This is a genomic window from Streptomyces sp. NPDC060064 (genome assembly GCF_042736455.1).
Classification (GTDB): Bacteria; Actinomycetota; Actinomycetes; order Streptomycetales; family Streptomycetaceae; genus Streptomyces.
Genome location: NZ_JBHWWF010000029.1, coordinates 15,364 through 37,677, shown reverse-complemented (window position 1 = coordinate 37,677; position 22,314 = coordinate 15,364). Strand labels below are relative to the sequence as shown.

The following is a 22,314-nucleotide window of genomic DNA, read 5'->3' as shown; positions in this document are numbered from 1 at the left end:
GATCATCGAAGGCCCGTCGAAGTGGAACGGCCCGTGAACCTCGGCGTGCGCCGGCCCCTGAACGGCGACGGGCGGACTCCCGCTCCCGGCGCCGTCGTACACCCCGACGAGCGGCTGTCCTGGCCCCGCACGGCAGGGCTCGGCGCCCAGCATGTGGTGGCCATGTTCGGCGCGTCCTTCGTAGCGCCGGTCCTGATGGGCCCGGACCCAACCTCGCGATCACGATGTCCGGCGTCGCGACAGCGATCTTCCTGCCGCGAGCTCGGCGGTAGCGACAGGAGCCCCTGCTGGACTCGGGCACGTCGACGTACGACACCCAGCCGTAGGTCCTCCGTTCTGGGGAAGCCCCGGCCCGTCACCGTGCCATCCGGCCGTCGGCTGGGACGCTGCCTGCATGGCGCAGACGGAACACTTCGCGACCCGGGCCGATCTCCGCACGTCCCCGGTCGACTCGGTGGTGGAGCGGATGCACGCGCTGCGCGACGACTGGCCGGCCACGGACGGGGTCGCCGTCTTCAACCGGGTCTATCTGGCGGTGACGGAAGAGATCGAACGATGCATCGACGACGGTGAATTCCCCGACCGGCGGGCTGCCGTCACACTGGACGTGCTCTTCGCCCAGCGCTATCTGACGGCCGTGGACGCGGCGGCCGCGGGCCGCCGGGCGCCGGCCTGCTGGCGGCCGCTCTTCCAGTACCGGCGCCATCCCGGCGTACGGCCGCTGCAGTTCGCCCTCGCCGGCATCAATGCGCACATCGGGCACGATCTGGCGCTCGCGGTGGTGGACACCTGTCGGACGCTCGGCTGCGAACCGGCGGATCTGGAGGGCGAGTTCGATCGCGTCGGTGACATCCTCATCCTGCTCGAGGAGCGCATCCGCGAGGAACTGATGCCGGGCCCCGATCTGCTGGAGATCGCCGATCCGCTGACACATCTGCTGGGTTCGTGGAGCCTGGAGCGGGCGAGGGACGGCGCCTGGTCGGCAGCCCGGCTGCTGTGGGGAGTACGGGAACTCCCTGGCCTGGCCGAGGAGTTCACCGAGCGACTGGACACGGGCGTCGGTCTCGTCGGGCGTTGTCTGCTCACGCCCTGGCGCTGACCGGCCAGGGCTGATCGTTTGATCACCGTCCGGGGCCGGCCGGATCGCGGCCGCCCCCGGACGGCTGGTCTCAGTCCTCCGGCAGTTCGACCGGAGCGATTTCGTCGTAGAGGTCGCCGGGGCCCGGGTTGGACGCATCCGTCGACCCGCCGAGCTGGTGCATCACGCCCCACACCGCGTTCAGCGCGGTCTGCACGGCGCCCTCGGCCCAGCCCGCCGTCCAGGAGATGTCGTCGCCCGCGAGGAAGATGCCGCGCTTGTCCTCGGGCAGCCGGTCCTGCATGAAGTGCGTGAACAGACGGCGCTGGTAGCGGTAGTGGCCGGGCAGGTTCGCCTTGAACGCGCCCATGAAGTACGGCTCGTTCTCCCAGGACACGGTGACCGGGTTGCCGATGATGTGGCCGCGGATGTCGACGTTCGGGTAGATCTCGCCGAGCGACTTGAGCATGACCTCCATCCGCTCGTTCGCGGACAGCGGCAGCCACTTGAGGCTGTCGTCGCACCAGGTGTACGAGAGGCAGATGACGGCCGGCTTGTCGGGACCGTTGTCCAGCAGATACGTGCCACGCGTCATCCGGTCGGTCAGCGTCATCGACATGACGTCCCGGCCGGTCTGCTCGTCCTTGTCCAGCCAGAAGGGCCGGTCGACCGGGACGAAGAGCTTGGACGACTCCATGTAGTGGGTCCGCTCCATCGCCGTCCAGTGGTCGATGGGGAAGAGCGAGTCGTCACAGGCGATCTTGGAGAGCAGCATCCAGGACTGCGCGGTGAAGACGGCCGCCTGGTAGGTGCGGATGTCGCCGGAGGCGTCGGTGACGGTGATCCGGTTGCCCGCGGTGCGGTGCAGCCGGGTCACGGCCGGCTTCGGCTCGCCGTCGTGCAGCGAGGACAGCGAGGTGCCCTGTGCCCAGTGCACGATCTTCTCCGGCTCGCGTTCCCAGAGTCGCAGCGGCAGCTGCTGGCTGCCCTCGACGATGCCGCGGTGGTGGTCGTCGGCCTCGGAGTAGACGACGCGCAGGATCTCCAGGATGGAGTTGGGGAAGTCGGTGTCCCAGCCGCCGGTGCCGAAGCCGACCTGGCCGAAGATCTCGCGGTGCCGGAAGGACTTGAAGGCCTCGGACTCGCAGAGGAAGCCGTAGAACGTCTGGTTGTCGAGCTTCTCCACCAGCTTCGCCCAGATCTCGCGGATCCGCGGCACATCGCGCTCGCGCATGGCGCGGTTCATGTCGGAGAAGTCGGCGCCCTCTTCGAGGCAGGCGTTCCAGGCGTCCATCACATCGCGGTAGACCTGGGGCAGGTCGTCGATGGTCTCCGCGTAGTGCGACTCGCCCTTGAGGTCGACGACGGTCGACGGGGTGACGGGGGCGAGCGGGTTGGGGAAGGACTGCGTGGTCAGGCCGACCAGGTCGATGTAGTGCTGCAGCGCGGTGGAGGAGGGCGGGAAGCGCATGGCGCCCATCTCGGCGCTCAGCTCGTCGTCGCAGCCGTCGAAGCCGACGGTGCGCAGTCGGCCGCCGATCTGGTCAGCCTCGTAGACGACGGGCTTGAGGCCCATCTTCATCAGCTCGTACGCGGCGACGATGCCGGAGAGGCCGCCGCCGATGACCGCGACCTCGGTGCCGTGCTCGGTCGCCGGTATCTGGCCCAGGCCGGCCGGGTGGGCGAGGAAGTCGTCGTACGCGTACGGAAAGTCCGGACCGAACATGGTGATCGGCGGCTGCTCGTCGGTGTGCTGGACAGCAGTGGTGGGCACCGTGGACGTCATGGGGTACGGACTCCTTGCGGGGAAAGCGTGAGCGGCAAGCGGGAAGGGGTTCAGACCAGGGAGGTGTACAGGCCGGGGCGGCGGTCGCGCAGATACGCATTCATCTCGCGCGAGGCGCTCAGCAGACCGGGGTCCACCTCGCCGATGACGAGCTCCTCGCCGCGGCCCGCACGGGTCCTTACGGCGCCGTCGGGGCTCGCGAGGCAGCTGAGTCCGACGAACTCGAACTCGCCCTCCGGTCCGGTCCTGTTGACGTACGCGATGTACATCTGGCTCTCGAAGGCCCGCACCGGGACGAGGGACTCGGCGACGAACTGGAAGGGGTGCATCTGGGCGGTGGGCACCAGCAGCAGATCGGTGCCGGCGAGAGCATGCGCCCGGACGTTCTCCGGGAACTCCACGTCGTAGCAGATCAGCATGCCGATCCGGATCCCGCCGAGTTCCGCCTGGACGACCGGCTGCTCGCCCGGAGTGAACCACTGCTGCTCGAAGCAGCCGAAGAGATGGGTCTTGCGGTAGTTCGCGAGGCTTTCGCCGTCGGGGCCGATCAGCTGCGCGGAGTTGAAGATCCGTTCGCCGTCCCGCTCGGGGTATCCGTACATCACCGCGATGCCGTGGCGTACGGCGATCTCCGCGACGGACCGGGCGCCGGGGCCGTCGGCGGGCTCGGCCAGCACCGGGACCTGGTCACCGATCGCGTACCCGGTCAGAAACATCTCGGGGCAGATCAGCAGCCGGGCGCCGGCGGCAGCGGCATTGCTCGCGGCATCGTCGAGCACCTGGAGGTTCTCGGCGACGGAGCCCGGGCGGCCGGAACTCTGGAGCAGTGCGGTGCGCAGCGGGGGCATGAGCAACCTCGGGGCGATGTATGCGGGGTGAAGAAGACGTTAAAACGGTACGGTCCGGACTCCCGCCCGGACAAGGCGGGACCGTTGCGCGTCGCTGGTCGATCCATTGCGCGATGCGTACCCGCGGCGGTGATTCGTTGCGTGCGCCGGGATCAGACCACGGTCGGAGACGAACGGGGCTCTTCCCCGCCGGGCGGCGGAGCACCGGTGCAGCCTCTGGCTCGATGTGCCGGGGAGCCGCCGCCGGAAGAGTGGTGGGCGTTGGATCACCTGCCGAAAGGGCCTGTCATGAGCCGCATCGCTCACCGTCGTACGAAGATCGCCGCCATCGGGGCGGCGCTGCTGATCACTGCCGGAGCCGCGGGCTCCGCCGTCGCCTCGGGGGATGGCGACGGCGGGGCCCGCGAGGCAGCCGTACTCACCGGCTCCGCGAAGCTGTACCGGTCGCTCGGCGACGACATCACCTTCACCTTCGACGCGCATCTGGCGGCGAAGGACAACGACGACCCGACGAAGGCGACCGGCACCTTTCGCTTCAGCCACTATCTGAACGGCAAGGGCGCCTTCGCCGAGGCCAGGGTCGACTGCCTGCTGACCGGCGGCAAGGTGGCCGTCGTGAGCGGTGTCATCACCAAGTCCGACCTGGAGGGCGCGAAGGGCAAGCGGGTCGGCATCACGGTCCACGACCTGGGCAGGAACGACCGGCTCGGCTACAGCTGGGCCTCCACGGGAAGTCCCGTGGAGACTGAGGACCTGCCCAAGTGCGTGGGCTCGGCGCCGTTCGAGAAGGTCAAGGCCGGGACGGGCGACTTCAAGGTGCTGCCCTGGCACCCCAAGCTCTGACGGCTCAGGCGGGCGCACCCGACGAGAACCGCCGCAGCAGCGGGGAGAGCACCAGCACCGACTTGGTGCGCACCACGAACGGCTCGCCCGCGATCCGCTCGAGCACCCGCTCGAAGTGGCGCATGTCGGAGGCGAATACCTGGACGATCGCGTCCGCCTCACCGGTGACGGTGGAGGCGGACACGACCTCTGGGTAGCGCTCCATGCCCCGGCGGATGGCGTCGGGCGAGGTGTTGTGGCGGCAGTAGATCTCGACGTAGCCCTCGGTCTCCCAGCCGAGCGCCGCCGGGTCCACCCGAACGGTGAATCCGGTGATGGCGCCTTCGGCGCGCAGCCGGTCGACCCGCCGCTTGACGGCGGGCGCGGAGAGGCCGACCTCGGAGCCGATGTCCGCGTAGGAGCGGCGGGCGTCCTCGGCGAGGGCGTGGACGATGCGTTCGTCGAGATCGTTCAGTCGCACTGCGGGTGGATCACTTCTCTGCTGTGGCAAGTCGGGAGCGGCGCATGCCGTATCCGAAGTAGAACACGAGGCCGACGATCATCCAGCCACCGAAGACCATCCAGGTGGTGCCCGGCATCGTGTACATCAGGTAGCCGCAGAAGATGAAGCCGAGGATCGGGGTGACCGGGAACAGCATCACCGTGAACGTGCGGTTCATGTCGGGGCGCTTGTAGCGCAGGATCACCACGGCGACGTTGACCAGGGCAAAGGCGAAGAGCGTGCCGATGCTGGTGGCGTTGGCCAGCTCGCCCAGCGGGATGAAGGCCGCAAGGGCCCCGCAGAAGAGCGAGACGATGACGGTGTTGGCGCGCGGGGCACCGGTACGCGGGTTCACCTTGGCGAACAGCTTGGGCACCAGGCCGTCGCGGGACATCGCGAACAGGATGCGGGTCTGGCCGTAGAGCACCGCGAAGACCACGGAGGCGATGGCGACGACCGCGCCCGCGGCGAGCACCACACCCCAGACGCTCTGGCCCGTGACGTCCTTCATGATCTGGGCCAGGGCGGCCTCGGTGCCCTCGAAGTCCTGCCACGGCATGGCACCGACGGCGACGAGCGCAACCAGGCAGTACAGCACGGTGACGATCAGCAGCGACAGCATGATCGCGCGCGGCAGGTCCCGCTTGGGGTTCTTGGCCTCCTCGCCGGCGGTGGAGGCCGCGTCGAAGCCGATGTACGAGAAGAAGAGGCTGGCCGCGGCGGCGCTGATCCCGGTCACGCCGAGCGGGGCGAGCGGGGTGTAGTTACCGGCCTTGATGCCCATGAAGCCGATACCGATGAAGAGCAGCAGCGTCACGATCTTCACGCCGACCATGATCGTGTTGACCCGGGCGCTCTCCTTGGCGCCGCCCATCAGGAAGGACATGGCGAGCAGCACGACGACCAGCGCCGGCAGGTTGATCAAGCCACCCTCGCCCATCGGGGCGGAGATCGCTTCGGGGATGGTCACACCGATCGTGCCGTCGAGCAGTTCGTTGAGATATTCCCCCCAGCCGACGGCCACGGCCGCGACCGAGACTCCGTACTCCAGGATCAGACACCAGCCGCAGATCCAGGCGACGATCTCGCCCATGGTGGCGTACGAGTACGAGTACGAGGAGCCGGAAACCGGGATGGATCCGGCCAGCTCGGCGTAGGAGAGGGCCGAGAACAGCGCGGTCAGACCGGCGATGACGAACGAGATCGCGACGGCCGGGCCGGCCAGCGGCGTGGCCTCGCCGAGCACGACGAAGATGCCGGTGCCGAGCGTCGCACCGATGCTGATCATGGTCAGCTGCCACATCGTGAGCGAGCGACGCAGCGAGCCACCCTCGCCCTGGCCGCCTTCGGCGACCAGCTGCTCGACGGGCTTGCGCCGCATCAGCCGGGCGCCCAGGCCCTGGCTCCGGGCGGGGGACGGCGCGGTCGCGGGTGGGGCTTCGCCGTGGTCAAGCACTCCGGGGCTCCTTCATGGCTGCGGGTCGGCGGCGGGGTGACCGGCGGCCCGCGGGCATGGCGGAGAAGCCCGCGCATGAGGGGAGGAACCGCCGAGCAGACGGTCACCGCCACTCCTGGTACGGAGAGTGAGCCTACGAGGCTCTCGCTCATGCCCGTAATGCAGGGTTGTTGCGCATCTGCGAACGATCATTGCGCGATGACGGACGGCACGGGGAAACATTGCGCACCGGTGAACGAATGCCTCACAGCTCCCGAAGGCGGTCGACGATTTCGCGCAGCAGCTCCGGGTCGTTCAGCCCCTCGTGGGTGACCGGCGCGGAGACCCGGATCAGTCCGGCCTCGACCAGGTCGGCCAGCAGGACGCGTACGACGGTGAGGGGCAGATCCGCGTCGGCGGCGATCTCGGCAACCGGGCGCGGCTCGCGGCGCACCAGCTCGAGCAGCGAGCTGAGGGCATGGTCGAGCCGCGGCTCGGATCCGGTCGGGTCCATGGCCGTGACCTGCGACATCAGATCGATGCTGTGCTCGACGGCGGGACGGGTCCGGCCGCCGGTCGCGGTGTACGGCCGCACCAGAGGGCCGGTCTCGTCCTCGTACCAGTGGTCGCTCACGGTTTAGGTGTCGGTGGCCTCGGGGGCCGAGCGCGTGGGGACGGCCATATGCCGGCCCACCCGCCTGACCAGCAGCGACATTTCGTGGGCCAGCTGTCCGACGTCGGTCTCGGGGTCGGAGAGCACGGCAAGCCGGCTGCCGTCGCCGGCCGGAGTGATGAAGAGGAAGGCGTGGTCGAGCATCACCATCGTCTGCCGCACGGACCCGGCCTCGAAGCGGTCACCGGCCTCCTTGGCGAGGCTGTGGAAGCCCGCGCAGACGGCGGAGAGATGTTCGATGTCCTTCCTGGCCATGCCTTTGGAGGCGCTGCTGACCAGACCGTCCGCGGTCAGCAGCACCGCCTGGAGTACATGGTCCGTCCTGGCCAGTAGATCGTCGAGCAGCCAGCCGAGGCCCGCCGGGTCCCCCGTGGGTTCGTCAGCCATCATCGTCCGTCCCTTCATCGGTCGTACGGGAGCGCGGCTCGGCTCCCGGCGACGCGGGTCCTGCAGGATCGCCCTTGCGGCCGCGGTCGAGACCGCGCTGGAAGGCTCCGAAGATCGAGCGCATCTCTTCCGGGGACACCTCACGGTCGGGGTCCTCGGCCGCTGCGGAGGGTGCGTCGCGCAGCGGGGCGGCGAGCGATGCCTGGCGCACCCGGGTCGGCAGTCCGAGCAGCGGCGGGCCGGGCTCGGGCGGCTGCGCGGCGGGCCGCGACTGCGGCTCCTCCTTGGCGCGGTCGTGCGCCGGCTGCACGACCTCCAGCGCCCGGGGGGCGGCTGTCGGCAGGGCCCGGACCGGGGCGGGCTGCGGCCTGCCCGCCGGCTCCTTGGCCGCCTGGGCGGGCGGGACCGGTTCCTTGCCCTGGGCGGGCGGGACCGGCTCGACGGGGGCGAGGATCGGGTGGGGCAGCAGCACCACGGCCGTGGTGCCGCCGTACGGCGAGCGGGTGAGGGTGACCCCGATGCCGTGCCGCTCGGCGAGCCGGCCGACGACGTACAGGCCGAGGCGCTCGTCCTGTGCCGGGTCGAAGTCGCGGGGCCGCGCCAGCGTCTGGTGCGCCTGGCCCAGTTCGTCCGCGTCCATACCGAGGCCGCGGTCGTCGATCTCCAGCACGAATCCGTTGCGGGCCTGGCCGGTGCGCATGGTGACCTGGGTGTGCGGCGGGGAGAACACGGCGGCGTTCTCGACAAGCTCGGCGACGAGGTGCACCACGTCGGCGACCGCCTCCGCGCTGATGCCCACGGCCGGCATCGGCGGCACCACGACCCGGGTGTAGTCCTCGATCTCGCCGACCGCGGCGGCCACGATGTCCACCACGGGTACCGGCTTGCGCCAGCGTCGTCCCGGCGTGGCGCCGGAGAGGATGATGAGCCCCTCCGCATGGCGTCGCATCCGAGTCGTCAGATGGTCGATCCGGAACAGGTCCTCGAGCGTGTCCGGGTCGGTGGTGCGGCGTTCCAGAGTGTCGACGAGCTTCGACTGCCGGTGCACCAGCGCCTGGTTGCGGCGGGCGATGTTGAGCAGTACGGCGAAGACGCCGCGGCGCAGGGTCGCCTGTTTGACTGCGGCCTCGACGGCTGCCAGCCGAGCGGTGTTGAGTGCCCGGCCGACCTGACCGATCTCGTCAGGACCCTTCTCCTCGTCGCCGAAGTCCAGCGGCGGTGCGGCAGCGGCCGCATCCACCTCCTCGCCCGCTCCGAGCCGTTCCATCACATCGGGCAGCTGGTGAGTGGCGAGCACGTCGGCGGCGTCGCGCAGCTCCTCCAGGCGGCGCGAGATGCGCCGGCCGCTGGCGACCGAGAACCAGATCGACAGGCCGACCGCGATCAGTCCGAGCAGACCCACGACCGCGGCCTTGACCATCTCCCGGTAGGCGAAAGCCCGGCCGCGGTCGGCGGTGTTCAGCGCCGAATCGGTGCACAGCAGCATGTACCGCTTGACCGCGCGGTCCGTCGTGGTCCGCCAGGAGTCGGCGGCCATGGCCTCGCCGGCATCGGACGCGCCGGCCCGCAGCAGAGCGTCCTCACCGGCCGTCAGCGCCCGGTACTCGTCGCTCGCCTCGAAGTCCGTGAACAGCTTCCTGGAGTCGCCCGGGAGGTCGGGGACGTACGTACGGTGAAAGACCCGCCGGTCCTCGATGGTGGCGGTGAGCGCGTCGTACTGCCCGTCGGTCAGACTGCCCGCGGCACGCGCCCCGGCGACCAGGGCGTCCTCACGGGAGACGAACTCCCGCACGCGCACCAGCTCGACGACGACCTGCGCCTCGCGGGCGAGCTGGCCGGCCTGCAGGGCGGTGAGCGTGGACTGCACGTCGAAAGTCGGCTGGACGAGGACGGTGTACGCGTCGACGGCGTCGTCCCAGGAGATCGTCCGGGCCAGCACCCGCTCACGCAGGTCCTCCAGGCCGTCGACGGCGCCCGCCATCGCGTCGAGGGACTGGCGCTGGCGTTCGGAGAGGTCCGCACGCCGCTCCCGGTCGCCGATCGCGTCACGCATGGCGCCGACGGCCCGGTCGGTCGAACGCTGCTGCGCGGTCAGGGCCGCGACTGCGGCCGGGCCGTCCTTCCGCCCCGCTCCCAGATACGCGGCGGTGAGCCTGCGTTCGATCTGGATCTGCCCCACAGCGGTGTCGACCGGGGTGCCGAAGTCCTCGTACACACTCTGGACCCGGATCAGAGCCCTGAGGTCGCCGGTGACCGAGACCATGGCGAAGGTCCACAGCCCCATCAGAGCAATGACGGGTATGACCGTCAGGGTCACTATCCGGCCGCGGATCGTGGGGCGGCGGAATCGCCGGCGCATGGTCTCCCCAGAGCACATAGAACAACGGATCGGGGGCAACTGATCGGCAGTGGTTACCCCCCGGTAAGCGCAGTCAAGCTACGCGATTTGGCATGCGCAACGCAATGTTCCTGCAGGTAACGGCGGGGACGCCGGAGCGGTCCGATGCCGGACTCCATGGACACCTCGTCGTGTCTGCCGCATGGTGCGGTACCGGAGTGGACAGCGTTGGACCGCACAGTGATCGTGCGGTTTCCGCACCCGACCTTGGGAGGCCCGCGTGACCTGGCTCGATCCCGGACCCTTTCTGCGAGGCGTGGCCTGGCTGGACCGTGGGCGCGCGGTGCGCGCGGACCCGGCCGATCTGGCCCGGCTGGCGTGGGACGCCGGCGAGCGGGCCGCACTGCCCATCGGCGTACGGCTGGAGTTCACGGCAGACGGCGCGGACGCGGTCGAGATCCGCTACCGCGCCACCGTGCCGGGTCCGACCGACGCGCTGCGGGATCTCGCGCACTGCTTCGCGCTCTGGCAGGGCGGCGGCTGTGTGTCCGAGACCTTCACCGACCCGGCCGAGGAGGCGGTCGTCACGATCAGCCTGCCCGGCGGCACCAGTGGCCCGTTCACCGTCCATCCGCCCGAGGCCCAGTCCCCCGTGATCCTTGGAGTACGAGCGATCGGTGGCACGGTCGCGCCCGCCGCGCCACGCCCGCGCTGGCTCGTCCACGGCGACTCCATCACCGAGGGCTGGTGGTCCACCCGCCCCGCCCACTCCTGGCCCGCGGTCGCCGGCCGCACCCTCGGTCTGGACACGGTCAACCTCGGATACGCGGGCGCGGCCCGGGGCGAACTGGCCACGGCGCAGCAGCTGGCGGCAGCGCCCGCCGATGTGATCACCCTCGCCTTCGGCACCAACTGCTGGACCGGCATCCCCTGTTCGGTCCCGCTGCTGTACGAGACGACGCGCGCGTTCATCGAGCTCGTACGCCAGGGACACCCGGACACCCCGCTCCTGCTGGTCTCCCCCGTGCTGCGCCCCGACGCCGAGCAGACCCCGAACCCGCTCGGCGCCACTCTCGCCGAGCTGCGTACGGCAATGGAGGAGGCCGTCCGCGACCGCATCGGCGACGGGTCCGGCGACCAGCGGCTCGCGCTGCTGCCAGGACGCGATCTGCTCGGTCCCGGGCAGCTGGCCGACGGGGTGCACCCCAATGACGAGGGCCATGCCGTGCTGGCCGCCGCGGTCGCCGACTCGCTCCGGGCGGCGTTCCCGTCCACCCGGCCGTCCGGTAGTTAAAGAACATGGGCTGAAGCGCGACATCTGGGGTATGCGAGCGGTGATGAACGCAGAGCCGCATGTGGTGATCGAGGATTCGCCACACAGAGACAGCTCGGGAGCCCGCCGCGCGACCGCGGACTTCCTGCTGCATTACTGCCCCTGGGCCGACGGGGACGCAGTGCTGCTCGTCGTCTCCGAGCTGGTCGCCAACGCGCTGCGGCACACCGCCGGCTGGTGGCGGCTGCATCTGACAGCGGGGCAGGACACGCTGGTGGTGGAGATGGACGACTCCAGCCCGCTGCCTCCCGTACCGCGCGAGCCCGATTTCGCCGGGGGCGGCGGATTCGGCTGGCACATGGTGCTCGAGCTCGCGGGCCGGGTGGAGGTCCGCCCGCTGCCGTACGGCAAACGGGTGCAGGCGACCTGGATGCGGCCGGCGTCGGCTCAGTCCGGCTGCTGATCCCAGAAACAACGCTGCAGATTCCCGGACCCGGAGCACGCGGACCGGGGCACGCGGATCTCGAGCACGCGGACCGGGGCACGCGGCATCGCGCACGTCGAAGACAGCAGGCGAAAGCGGCGTCCCGGTGGTCGGGACGCCGCTTCTCCCGTGGGGGGAATGGTGATGCGTGGGGTGGAGTCTCACTCCACCACAAGCAGGCCCTCACGCAGCCGTGAGGTGATGCGCGTCAGCAGCCTGGACACATGCATCTGGGAAACGCCCAGTTCCGCACCGATCTCCGACTGGGTCATCTCCTCGCCGAAGCGCATCTGCAGGATCCTCTTGTCGCGGTCGTCGAGTTCCTCGATGAGGGGCTTGAGCGCCTGGACGTTCTCCGCGATCTCCAGATCGGCGTCGGGCGCGCCGAGCCGGTCGGACAGCGGCGTCGACGCGTGGTCGGACGCGTCGTCCATGGGCATGTCGATCGAGCCGGCCGTGTAGCCGTTGCTGGCGACCACGCCTTCGATGATCTCTTCCTCGTCGAGCCCGAGGTGCTCGGCCAGTTCGGCGGTGCTCGGCGCGCGGTCGAGCTGCTGGGAGAGTTCGTCGGTGGCCTTCGCCAGATCGATCCGCAACTCCTGCAGCCGGCGCGGCACATGCACGGCCCAGCTCGTGTCGCGGAAGAACCGCTTGATCTCACCGACGATGTACGGGACGGCGAAGGTGGCGAACTCCACCTCGCGGCTCAGCTCGAACCGGTCGATCGCCTTGATCAGGCCGATGGTGCCGACCTGGACGATGTCCTCCATCTGCTCCGCGCGGTTGCGGAACCGGCCGGCCGCGTACCTGACGAGCGCCAGGTTGAGTTCGATGAGTGTGTTCCGTACGTATTGATGCTCGTGCGTTCCCTCCTCCAGCGAGGCGAGCCGAGGGAAGAAGAGCCTCGAGATCTCACGTGCGTCCTTGGGTGCCACCTCCCCCGGCTTCGCCACGTCCGGAAGATCCAGCTCCGCCATGTTCGGGCGCTGTGTTCCAGGCTGCGTGCGTTCGGCCGGGACCGTGCTCGCCGTGGACACTTGGTCCTCCCCTGCTCCGTGGTCAGTGCAGAGCGCGTATACCCCGGCTTGCTCCACACATGCCTGGGGAAAGCGAGTTGATGCCAAAACACGTGTCCGGCCCGCGCGGCGAACGCACGGGCCGGACACGGATGGACGCTGTTAGCTCCAGCTGGCGTGCAGGGGCTGGCCCTCGGCGTAGCCGGCGGCACTCTGAATGCCGACAATCGCCTTCTCGGCGAACTCCTCGAGCGAGCCGGCGCCGGCGTAGGTGCAGGAGGAGCGGACGCCCGCGATGATCGAGTCGATCAGGTCCTCGACACCGGGCCGGGTCGGGTCGAGGAACATCCGGGAGGTGGAGATGCCCTCCTCGAACAGTCCCTTGCGGGCCCGGTCGTACGCCGACTCCTCGCTCGTACGGTTACGGACGGCGCGGGCGGACGCCATGCCGAAGGACTCCTTGTACAGACGCCCGTCGGCGGCCTGCTGGAGGTCGCCCGGCGACTCGTACGTACCGGCGAACCAGGAGCCGACCATGACGTTGGAAGCGCCGGCGGCGAGCGCCATGGCGACGTCGCGCGGGTGGCGCACACCGCCGTCGGCCCAGACGTGCTTGCCGAACTTCTTCGCCTCGGCGGCGCACTCCAGCACGGCCGAGAACTGCGGCCGGCCCACGCCGGTCATCATGCGGGTGGTGCACATGGCGCCGGGGCCCACACCGACCTTGATGATGTCCGCGCCGGCCTCGATGAGGTCGCGTACACCCTCGGCGGCGACGATGTTGCCCGCGACGATCGGCACCTGCGGGTCGAGCGCCCGGACCGCCTTGATCGCGGAGATCATCGACTCCTGGTGGCCGTGCGCGGTGTCGACGACGAGCGTGTCGACGCCCGCGTCGAGGAGCTGCTTGGCCTTGCCCGCCACATCGCCGTTGATGCCGACGGCGGCGGCGATGCGCAGCTTGCCGTCGTTGTCGACGGCGGGGCTGTAGAGGGTCGCGCGCAGCGCGCCCTTGCGGGTGAGGATGCCGGCCAGCCGGCCGTCCTTGTCCACGGCCGGGGCGTAGCGACGGTTGGCGGCGTCGAGCTTGTTGAAGGCGTCGCGTGGGTCGATGTCCGCGTCGAGCAGCAGCAGGTCCCTGGACATGATCTCGGACAGCTGTGTGAAGCGGTCCACACCGGACAGGTCTGCGTCGGTGACGACGCCGATCGGCCGGTGGTCCGCGTCGACGACGACGCCCGCGTCATGAGCGCGCTTCGGCAGCAGGGACAGCGCGTCGGCGACGGTCTGGCCGGGGGCGAGCACGATCGGGGTGTCGAGCACGAGGTGGCGCGTCTTGACCCAGGAGATGACGTCGGTGACGACGTCGATCGGGATGTCCTGGGGGATGACGACGAGGCCACCGCGGCGGGCGAGCGTCTCGGCCATACGGCGGCCCGCGATGGCGGTCATGTTCGCGACGACCAGCGGGATGGTCGTGCCGGTGCCGTCGGGAGCGGAGAGGTCGACGGCCTGGCGGGAGCCGACGGCGGAGCGGCTCGGCACCATGAAAACGTCGTCGTACGTGAGGTCGTACGGCGGCTTCAGGTCATTGAGGAAACGCACGTGCTGATCATCCCAGTCGATCGGAGTTGGCCCCCGGTCATTTCAGCCGGGGAAATCGCACGTACTTCATTGTCCCATGCCCATGCGTATGTGTGGCCTGGGAGAAAAGTCCAGCTCACGGCCGTGCGGTCGAGCGGATCCTCCAAACGCGTCCGCCGTGGGTGTCCGGCGCGGGGCCGAACGTCTCCGCGCGGCCGAACGGCGTGCACCCAGGCCGTGGGAGGCGTGATGCCGGCACAGGCGGATCGGACCATGAGCCCAGGACGGTGCTCTGCACGGCATGGGTGCCCCGGTCGGCCGCGTCACTCTCGTTGGCGGCGTGCCTCTGTCTGCCCAACGCCCTCCCGCAGCCCGGTGGTTATGCACTCAACCCGGTCGGAGACACCGTTCAACCCGGTGCACGAAGCGCGGCCGTGACTCGGGCTGCCGGCCCCCGACGGCGGGGCCGGCAGTCGTCCTGCGAACCGTCCCGTCAGTCGTCCGGGTCAGCCCGGTCGAGCGCGGGCCGCGGTCCGGGCGGGGCCATCAGCAGCTGGTCGGCTGCCGCCGTGTCCGTCACCAGGCTGGTGACCAGGCCGGAGCGCAGCACGGCACCGATCGCCTCCGCCTTGCGCTGGCCGCCCGCGATCGCCACCACCTCGGGGATACGCCGCAGCCGGTCGGCCTCGACCGTGATGCACCGCTCGCCCAGGTCGCGGCCGACCCGACGGCCCTCCGCGTCGAAGAGGTGGGCGGACATCTCGGCGGCGACACCGAGCGAGGCGTAGTGCGCACGCTCCTCGTCGGTGAGCATGTCGTGCACGGTCGAGATTCCCGGCTCCCAGGAGCCGATGGAGACCGCAGCGACGGTGACCTTGTCGAAGTACTCGAAGGCGCGGGCGATCCCGGTCTGGTTGCGCAGCGCCGCGGCGGTCGCCGGGTCGGGCAGCAGCATCGGGGCGTAGATGGGGTGGGCCTCGCCGCCGGAGACCTGCGCGGCACGCCGTACCGCCTCGACGGAGCCGCGCTCGGCGGTCCCGGCGTCGTACACGCCCGTGAGCTGGACGACCGTGCACGGCGGCAGCCGGTCGAGCGCGGCCGCCATATGGATGGTCGACCGGCCCCAGGCCAGACCCAGCACATCGCCCTCGTTCACCAGCTCGCCGAGCAGGTCGGCGGCCACCTCGCCCAGGTTCTCCGGGTCGGGCGACTCGTCCTCGCCCTCCGCCGGGGACTCCACCACAACCGCGTGCCGCAGGCCGTAGCGGGCGCGGAGCGCGTCGGAGCGCTCTGCGTCCAGCTCGGCGGGTACGCGGATCTCGATCCGTACGAGATCACGCTCGAGCGCCGTCTCCAGAACCCGCGCGACCTTGAAGCGGCTGACGCCGAACTCCTCCGCGATCTGGATCTTGGATTTGCCCTCGAGATAGAAGCGGCGGGCCATGGCCGCCGCCTGCACCAGCTCAGCGGGTCCCATCCGCATGGCTGACCGGCCCGTCGACACCGCGATCTCCTCACTGCTGTACACACTCCGGATCCGTCATCCTGTCAGATCCGCCGGTCCTTGATCGGCCCTGATGGGCCGAGTTCACTTGCTTGTGGCTCAGTGGTTGCAAGCCCAGGGCGCCGAGGTGATGGTCTGCTGCGCCTTGCCGCGCAGTGCCCGCACCGCCTGCGCCGGGTCCTGCGCCCCGTACACCGCGGAACCGGCGACGAAAACGTCCGCGCCCGCCTCCGCACAGCGCTCGATCGTCGCGTCCGAAACCCCGCCGTCGACCTGCAGCCACAGCTCGAGGCCGTGCTTGGAGATCAACTCCCGGGTGCGGCGGATCTTGGGCAGCATGATGTCCAGGAAGGCCTGGCCGCCGAAGCCGGGCTCCACGGTCATGATCAGCAGCATGTCGAGTTCGGGGAGCAGGTCCTCGTACGGCTCGATGGGGGTGGCGGGCTTGAGCGCCATCGACGCGCGGGCACCCATGGCCCGGATCTCGCGCGCCAGCCGTACCGGGGCGGCGGCTGCCTCGACATGGAAGGTGACGGATCCGGCCCCCGCTTCGACGTACTGCGGGGCCCACCGATCCGGGTCCTCGATCATCAGATGGCAGTCCAGCGGGGTGTCCGTCGCGCGGCTGAGGGATTCCACGATGGGCACGCCGAGGGTGAGGTTGGGCACGAAGTGGTTGTCCATGACATCGACATGGAGCCAGTCGGCGCCCTCGACGGCTCTGGCCTCCTCCGCCAGGCGGGAGAAGTCGGCGGAGAGGATGCTGGGACTGATCTGAACGGCCATGGGCCAAGCCTGCCACGTTCCGGGACGCTTCCCCTCCCCAGTAGGGGTCCCGGTATGGACCAGAGGCTCCCCGGATCAGCACAGTCCACGCAATCCCGGCGATTCGGCCCGGCACCAGGGGTAATTGGGGGCGTCATGGCGGACGCACACAAGGGACGGGCACGGCGGGCAGCGGCGACGGTGATCATCACCGACGCACCACAGGCCCATCGGCAGGAGGGTGGCGCTCCCGGCCGCGGAAGAGTGCGGACCGGGAGAAGCGCCGCGTCGGACTGGTGCAGGAAACGCCGTCAGCCGGCGGTCGTGCGGCGGCAGCTGTACGCCTCAGGCCGTGCGGCGCAGCAGCGCGAGATACATCGCGTCCGTGCCGTGCAGATGGGGCCACAGCTGTATGTCGGGTCCCTCGCCCAGCGCGGGAACGCCCGGGATCAGAGGCCGCGCGTCGAGCAGTTCGGCTTCCACGGCCGGGCCCCCGCGGCCCCTGAGCACGTCGTCCACGACCACCCGGGTCTCCGCGAGATGCGGCGAGCAGGTCGCGTATCCGACCACTCCCCCGACCCGTACGGCACTCAACGCCTCGCGCAGCAGCGCACGTTGGAGCGGCGCGAAGCTCTCGAGGTCCTCGGGGCGCCTGCGCCAGCGGGCTTCGGGCCTGCGCCGCAGCGCGCCGAGTCCGGTGCACGGCACGTCCATCAGTACGCGGTCGAACGAGCCGGGCAGCCACGGCGGCCGGGTGCCGTCTGCCGTGATGACCTGGTACGGGCCGGGGTTGCCGGCCAGCGCCCGCTCCACCAGCCGGGCCCGGTGCGGCTGCTTCTCCGAAGCCAGCAGGGATGCGCCCCGCTGCGCGGCGAGCGCGGCCAGCAGCGCCGCCTTGCCGCCGGGTCCCGCGCAGCCGTCGAGCCAGCGCTCGTCGGGACCGTCCAGCGGCGCGTTGGCCAGGGCGATCGCGACAAGCTGGCTGCCCTCGTCCTGGACTCCGGCCCGCCCCTCGCGTACGGCGTCGATGGCGCCGGGCTCGCCGCCCTCGGCCAGCCGCACGGCGTACGGCGACCAGCGTCCCGGCAGCCCCGACTCCTCGCCCAGCGCCTCGAGCAGCTCATCGGCCGTGGAACGTCCCGGCCGGGCGACAAGCGTCACCTCGGGCCGCTCGTTGTCGGCCTCCAGCAGGTCCTCGATCCCGGCGCGCCCGCCGCCGAGTGAGTCCCACAGCGCGGAGACGATCCACCGCGGATGCGAGTGCACCACGGCCAGATAGTCCTCGGCGTCCTCGTCGTACGGCGGCGCGACCCGCTCCAGCCAGGCCTCGAGGTCGTCCTGGGCGATCTTCCGCAGTACGGCGTTGACGAACCTCGCCCGCCCGTCGCCGAGCACCACGCGGGCCAGCTCCACGCTCGCCGAGACCGCGGCATGCGAGGGGATCCGCGTCCCGAGCAGCTGGTGCGCACCGAGCGCGAGCACATCGAGCACCGGCGGGTCGACCTCGCGCAGCGGCCGGTCGATGCAGGTCGCGATGATCGCGTCGTACGTGCCCTGGCGGCGCAGCGTCCCGTACACGAGCTCGGTGGCGAGGGCCGCGTCCCGCCCGTCGAAATCGTCCTTTTCCCTGGCCTTCTTGAGGAGGGGCGGCAGGACGAGGTTCGCGTACGCGTCCCGCTCGTCGACGGCCCGCAGCGCCTCGAAGGCGAGGATCCGCACGGGATCCTTCTTGGGGCGGCGGTACGGCTTCGGGGGACGGCGATGTGCCTGCTCGTTCAAAGGTGCTCCGCGATTGAAAGGGTCGAACCCCTCTCAGCTGAAAGGGTCGAACCCCCTCAGCCTACGTCCGCGGCTCCCACCCGCTCGCCCGGGGCGATCCGCACTCCGCGCGCCCAGTCGGCGGCCCGCATCGGCTTCTTGCCCTGCGGCTGGACCCAGAGCAGCTCGAGGGCGTGCGATCCGGTGCCGACGTACACATTGTTCTTGCCGGCCGAGAGCTGTCCGGGCGCGAGGTCCGTGCGGTCGGGCAGCAGCGCCGCCTGGATCAGCTTGAGCCGCTCGCCGCGGAAGACCGTCCAGGCACCGGGAGCGGGCGTGCAGCCGCGTACGAGGCGGTCGAGGCGCAGCGCCGGAGCCGTCCAGTCCAGGTGGGCGTCCTCGACGTTGATCTTCGGCGCGAGCGAGATGCCCTCGGCCGGCTGCGGCACGGCCTGCAGGTTGCCGTCCTCGATGCCGTCCATGGTCGCGACAAGCAGCCCGGCGCCGGCGAAAGCGAGCCGGGTGAGCAGATCGCCGCTGGTGTCGGTGGACCGCACCTGCTCGGTGATCACCCCGTATACCGGGCCCGAGTCCAGCCCTTCCTCGATCAGGAAGGTCGAGGCGCCGGTCACCTCGTCACCGGCGATGATGGCGTGCTGGACAGGTGCGGCGCCACGCCAGGCGGGCAGCAGCGAGAAGTGCAGATTGACCCAGCCGCGGGCCGGCACGTCCAGCGCCACCTTCGGCAGCAGCGCACCGTAGGCGACGACCGGGCAGCAGTCGGGCGCGATCTCGCGCAGCCGCGCCAGGAACTCCTCGTCCCGCGGCTTGACCGGCTTGAGCACCTCGATCCCGGCCTCCTCGGCCCGCTGGGCGACCGGGCTGGCGACCAGATGGCGGCCGCGCCCGGCGGGAGCGTCCGGCCTGGTGACGACGGCGGCCACTTCATGCCGGTCGGAGGCGATCAGTGCGTCCAGGGCGGGTACGGCGACCTCGGGGGTGCCTGCGAAGACGAGCTTCATCGGTGGCTGACTGCCTCTCAGGCTGGTACGTGCAGGTAACTGGCGTGCATGCGGTGCGGTGACGAGCAGCGCACCAGTCTATGCGCGGGGCAGCAGGGGGCGTACGGAGGACTGTGCGCCCCGCGCACATACGCATACGCCCCCGCAGCGTGACCACATCGCCGGGTTGAGCGTTGGTCAAGAGAGATTGACCGAAAGCGGGCCGCCACGATGCTGCCCGACCCCTTTTCAACGCCGGTTCGAGAGGCTTGTCCATGGCCGACCACGCAACCCACGACGCCCAAGCCCGGGCAAGCCTGCATCTGTTGGTGCGGGACATCGAGCGGGTCCGCCGGCAGGTGGATGCTCTGCGCACGCTCACCGCCCAGCTGGGCAATGTCTACCGCCCGCGCCGCTCAGGCCCTTCCACGGGCTTTGTCGTCTACGGCAGGGCCCCGGCTCCGACCGTCCGTCTCGCACAGGAGTTGCGGGACAGCGTCGAGACCCTGGTGACCGCCGCGGTGGACTTCGACCGTTCGCTGGGCTTCTCGTGGGACGCGGTGGGCTCGGCACTAGGGGTCACCAAGCAGGCGGTGCACCGCCGTTACGGCGCGCGGCGGGCCGCGCAGCAGCCGGGTCCGGCCGATCTGGACCACGGCGCGGAGCCGGCCACCACCCGCGCCCTGGCGATCGGCCCGGGACTGCCTGCCGTGCCCGCCGCCCGTGCGATGCCGCCGCAGCCGACGGTCAGCAGCCAATCCCTCCGCGAGGAGGCCCGCCCGAGCGCCTTCCCCGGCCCACGCAACGGCTGACCTTCCGCCGGCTGCCCCTGCCCCCTTCGGGGCGGGGGTAGCCGCTTCTTGTACGGGGCCCTGCCCTCGTTGCGTGGGACTTCCCGCCGTCAGCCTCAGCCGATGTCCGGCGGGTCGATTCTGATCCGTACCGGCTCGCCGCCGCCGCGTGCCGTCCTGGCCGCCTGTGCGGTCTTCAGTGCGGCGGCGAGCGCCGAACCGCTGCCCGGCGGAACCCTCAGCAGCACCCGCTCCCACACCTCACCCAGCGGGGGATCGCCCGGCCTGCGGGGCCTGCCGGGGTCGGTGGCCAGCACCGGGACAGGGCCAAGCACCTCGGCGTCGCCCGGGAGCTCGGCCGTCGCCACGAAGGCGGCGATCGCCTCCCCCCGGCCGGTCACCGCGGCCATCCGAGACACCGGAGGGAATCCCAGCTCGGCCCGCTCGCCGAGCTCGCGCTGCGCGTGTCCCACCGGGTCCCAGCGCACCAGCGCCTGCACGGGCCGCAGCGTCGGCTCGGCGACGATCACCACCGTGCCGCCCTCGCTCTGCCCGCGCACCAGCGAGGCGGCGTCCATCCAGCGCCGCAGCGCATCCTCGCCCGCCCGTAGATCGGGCCGTCCGAGCATCGCCCAGCCGTCGAGCAGCAGCGCCGCCGCGTATCCGCCGTCCGCGACGGGCTCCGCGCCGGGCGTGCTCACCACCAGCGCGGGGCGCCCCGGCACGGTGTCCAGCACATGGTCCCGGCCCGATGTACGTACCTGGACGGCGGGGAAGGCCCGGCCGAGCTCCTCCGCCGTGCGCCGTGCGCCGACGATCTGGGCCCGCAGCTTCGTACTGCCGCATGCGACGCAGTGCCAGTCCGGCGCACCGCGCCCGCACCAGCCGCACTTCAGATCGTGCGCGTCCGGCGCTTCCAGAGGTCCCGAGCAGTGCCGGCACCGGGCGGGCGTCCGGCATCGCTCGCACGCCAGTCTCGGCACATAGCCCCGCCTCGGCACCTGCACCAGCACCGGCCCGTTCTTCAGCCCGTCCCGTACGGTCCGCCAGGCCAGACTGGGCAGCCGCGCCGCCCGCGCCGCCTCGTCCCGCGCCAGCTCGCCGTCCCCGACGGTACGCACCAAGGGGGCGGCGCTGCGCACCTGCTCCCGGTCGGCGATCAGCGGCAGGGCCCACCCGCTCGCCACCAGCTGGGCGGCCTCCACCGTGCAGCTCGTACTCCCCAGCAGAAAGCCGCACGAGTCGTGCGTGGCCCTCAGCTCGAGCACCTCGCGCACATGCGGGAACGGTGCGTTCTCATCGCTGTGGCTCGAGTCGCCGTCGTCCCAGATCGCGACGAGGCCGAGATCCTGGACGGGCGCGAACATCGCGGCCCGGGTGCCGACGACGGCCCGCACCGACCCCCGGCGCACGGCGAGCCACTGCCGGTACCGCTTCTCGGGCCCGGACTCGGCGGTCAGCACCGCATGCCGCCCTTCCCCCAGCAGCGCGGTCAGCGCGGTATCGACCCGCGCCGCGCGCCGCCCGTCGGGCACGACCACCAGCACGCCCCGCCCGGAGGCCAGCGTTGCCGCGACGGCCCGCGCCAGCTCGTCCGGCCACTGCGGCCCGGGGAGCGCGGTCCACACGGCCCGCGGCGCGCCACCACTCGCGAGCGCCTCCAGAAACGCCGCCCCACGCCCGTACCGCCCCCAGCTCCCTGCCTCCGGCGCGGCCGGCGGCGGCAGCGGCTCCGGCGAGGGCTTCGACTCGGCCCGCCCGTTCCTGGGCGGGACGGCGAGCTGCAGCACATCCGCCAGGCTCCCGGCGTACCGGTCGGCGACCGCGCGCGCGAGGGCAAGCATCTCGGGGCTCAGCACCGGCTCGGGCGAGACCACGTAGGCGAGCGCCGCGAGCGCCCCCGCGTAGTCAGACTCCGCGCGCCGCTCGATGAGAAACCCGTCGATCAGCCCGCCGCCTTCACGCCGGCCTTCCCGCACCCGGTGCGCCCCGGCCCCGAACCGCACCCGCACCCGCACTCCGGGCTGCGCGTCCGCGTCCAGTTCCTCGGGCACGGCGTAGTCGAAGTACTGGTCGAGATGGAGCACGCCCTTGTTGACCATGACCCGCGCCACGGGCAACTCCTTGGCCAGCGCGGCCCCACGCCAGGTCCGCGGCTTGGCCTTGGGCACCTTGGCCTTGCGCATGGTCTCCCGGATGAGCGCAAGCTGCTCCGGCCCACCGGCGGCGGGCTCTTCGGGCTGCTTGTTGTCGCTGCTCACAGCCAAAT

19 protein-coding genes and 1 pseudogene are annotated in these 22,314 nt (G+C 71.0%); 6 read left to right on the top strand and 14 right to left on the bottom strand.

The window, feature by feature from the left end; all coding sequences use genetic code 11:
• Positions 1 to 33: 33 nt before the first annotated feature.
• Together ACFWDI_RS29480 and ACFWDI_RS29475 are read left to right on the top strand one after the other, a co-directional pair.
• A pseudogene (locus ACFWDI_RS29480) lies at positions 34 to 266 on the top strand (nitrate reductase); the annotation flags it as partial.
• Positions 267 to 394: 128 nt separating this feature from the next.
• Positions 395 to 1,099, top strand: coding sequence for a DUF5995 family protein (locus tag ACFWDI_RS29475; RefSeq protein WP_385308532.1), 705 nt, complete (start codon positions 395 to 397; stop codon positions 1,097 to 1,099).
• A gap of 70 nt (positions 1,100 to 1,169) precedes the next feature.
• Here ACFWDI_RS29475 and ACFWDI_RS29470 read toward each other — a convergent pair whose 3' ends face one another.
• Positions 1,170 to 2,864, bottom strand: a complete 1,695-nt coding sequence (locus tag ACFWDI_RS29470; protein WP_385308530.1) for a flavin monoamine oxidase family protein — start codon at positions 2,862 to 2,864, stop codon at positions 1,170 to 1,172.
• 50 nt (positions 2,865 to 2,914) lie between these two features.
• Entirely contained in the window at positions 2,915 to 3,712 is a 798-nt protein-coding gene (locus ACFWDI_RS29465) for a carbon-nitrogen hydrolase family protein (RefSeq protein ID WP_385308527.1), read from the bottom strand.
• Positions 3,713 to 4,000: 288 nt separating this feature from the next.
• On the opposite strand from ACFWDI_RS29465, the gene ACFWDI_RS29460 reads away from it, so the two are divergent.
• Positions 4,001 to 4,555, top strand: coding sequence for a Repetin (locus ACFWDI_RS29460; protein WP_385308525.1), 555 nt, complete (start codon positions 4,001 to 4,003; stop codon positions 4,553 to 4,555).
• Positions 4,556 to 4,559: 4 nt separating this feature from the next.
• Here the strand turns inward: ACFWDI_RS29460 and ACFWDI_RS29455 are convergent, their stop codons facing one another.
• From ACFWDI_RS29455 to ACFWDI_RS29435, 5 genes are all read right to left on the bottom strand, one after another.
• Positions 4,560 to 5,015: an Lrp/AsnC family transcriptional regulator gene (locus tag ACFWDI_RS29455; RefSeq protein ID WP_327322248.1), complete on the bottom strand. Its 456-nt coding sequence runs from the start codon at positions 5,013 to 5,015 to the stop codon at positions 4,560 to 4,562.
• Positions 5,016 to 5,025: 10 nt separating this feature from the next.
• Positions 5,026 to 6,492: an amino acid permease gene (locus ACFWDI_RS29450; protein WP_385308523.1), complete on the bottom strand. Its 1,467-nt coding sequence runs from the start codon at positions 6,490 to 6,492 to the stop codon at positions 5,026 to 5,028.
• Between the two features lie 244 nt (positions 6,493 to 6,736).
• Positions 6,737 to 7,105, bottom strand: a complete 369-nt coding sequence (locus ACFWDI_RS29445) for a DUF742 domain-containing protein (RefSeq protein ID WP_385308521.1) — start codon at positions 7,103 to 7,105, stop codon at positions 6,737 to 6,739.
• Between the two features lie 3 nt (positions 7,106 to 7,108).
• Entirely contained in the window at positions 7,109 to 7,534 is a 426-nt protein-coding gene (locus ACFWDI_RS29440; RefSeq protein WP_385308518.1) for a roadblock/LC7 domain-containing protein, read from the bottom strand.
• Positions 7,524 to 9,890: a nitrate- and nitrite sensing domain-containing protein gene (locus ACFWDI_RS29435; RefSeq protein ID WP_385308516.1), complete on the bottom strand. Its 2,367-nt coding sequence runs from the start codon at positions 9,888 to 9,890 to the stop codon at positions 7,524 to 7,526. Before ACFWDI_RS29435 ends, ACFWDI_RS29440 begins: the two co-directional genes overlap by 11 nt.
• Positions 9,891 to 10,149: 259 nt before the next feature.
• Between ACFWDI_RS29435 and ACFWDI_RS29430 the strand changes: the two genes are divergently transcribed.
• Positions 10,150 to 11,163, top strand: a complete 1,014-nt coding sequence (locus tag ACFWDI_RS29430; RefSeq protein ID WP_385308515.1) for a GDSL-type esterase/lipase family protein — start codon at positions 10,150 to 10,152, stop codon at positions 11,161 to 11,163.
• 43 nt (positions 11,164 to 11,206) lie between these two features.
• Complete coding sequence (locus ACFWDI_RS29425; RefSeq protein WP_385308513.1) at positions 11,207 to 11,605, top strand: ATP-binding protein; 399 nt, start codon at positions 11,207 to 11,209, stop codon at positions 11,603 to 11,605.
• 182 nt (positions 11,606 to 11,787) lie between these two features.
• On the opposite strand, the gene ACFWDI_RS29420 is transcribed toward ACFWDI_RS29425, so the two are convergent.
• The 6 genes from ACFWDI_RS29420 to fmt form a co-directional block, all read right to left on the bottom strand.
• Positions 11,788 to 12,663 (bottom strand): RNA polymerase sigma factor SigF, encoded by an 876-nt coding sequence (locus ACFWDI_RS29420; protein ID WP_385308511.1) that lies wholly within the window; start codon positions 12,661 to 12,663, stop codon positions 11,788 to 11,790.
• 141 nt (positions 12,664 to 12,804) lie between these two features.
• A complete protein-coding gene (locus tag ACFWDI_RS29415; protein WP_385308669.1) occupies positions 12,805 to 14,268 on the bottom strand; it encodes a GuaB1 family IMP dehydrogenase-related protein in 1,464 nt (487 codons plus the stop codon).
• Positions 14,269 to 14,719: 451 nt separating this feature from the next.
• Positions 14,720 to 15,754 (bottom strand): sugar-binding transcriptional regulator, encoded by a 1,035-nt coding sequence (locus ACFWDI_RS29410; protein ID WP_385308510.1) that lies wholly within the window; start codon positions 15,752 to 15,754, stop codon positions 14,720 to 14,722.
• Positions 15,755 to 15,829: 75 nt separating this feature from the next.
• Positions 15,830 to 16,516: a ribulose-phosphate 3-epimerase gene (gene rpe / locus ACFWDI_RS29405; protein ID WP_385308507.1), complete on the bottom strand. Its 687-nt coding sequence runs from the start codon at positions 16,514 to 16,516 to the stop codon at positions 15,830 to 15,832.
• A gap of 324 nt (positions 16,517 to 16,840) precedes the next feature.
• A complete protein-coding gene (locus ACFWDI_RS29400; protein ID WP_385308504.1) occupies positions 16,841 to 18,274 on the bottom strand; it encodes an RsmB/NOP family class I SAM-dependent RNA methyltransferase in 1,434 nt (477 codons plus the stop codon).
• A gap of 56 nt (positions 18,275 to 18,330) precedes the next feature.
• Positions 18,331 to 19,275, bottom strand: a complete 945-nt coding sequence (fmt, locus tag ACFWDI_RS29395; protein ID WP_327322272.1) for a methionyl-tRNA formyltransferase — start codon at positions 19,273 to 19,275, stop codon at positions 18,331 to 18,333.
• 254 nt (positions 19,276 to 19,529) lie between these two features.
• Between fmt and ACFWDI_RS29390 the strand changes: the two genes are divergently transcribed.
• On the top strand, positions 19,530 to 20,066 hold the full coding sequence (locus tag ACFWDI_RS29390) for a hypothetical protein (protein ID WP_385308500.1): 537 nt from the start codon (positions 19,530 to 19,532) through the stop codon (positions 20,064 to 20,066).
• A 95-nt stretch (positions 20,067 to 20,161) separates the two neighbouring features.
• On the opposite strand, the gene ACFWDI_RS29385 is transcribed toward ACFWDI_RS29390, so the two are convergent.
• Positions 20,162 to 22,306, bottom strand: coding sequence for a primosomal protein N' (locus ACFWDI_RS29385; RefSeq protein WP_385308497.1), 2,145 nt, complete (start codon positions 22,304 to 22,306; stop codon positions 20,162 to 20,164).
• Between the last annotated feature and the right edge of the window lie 8 nt (positions 22,307 to 22,314).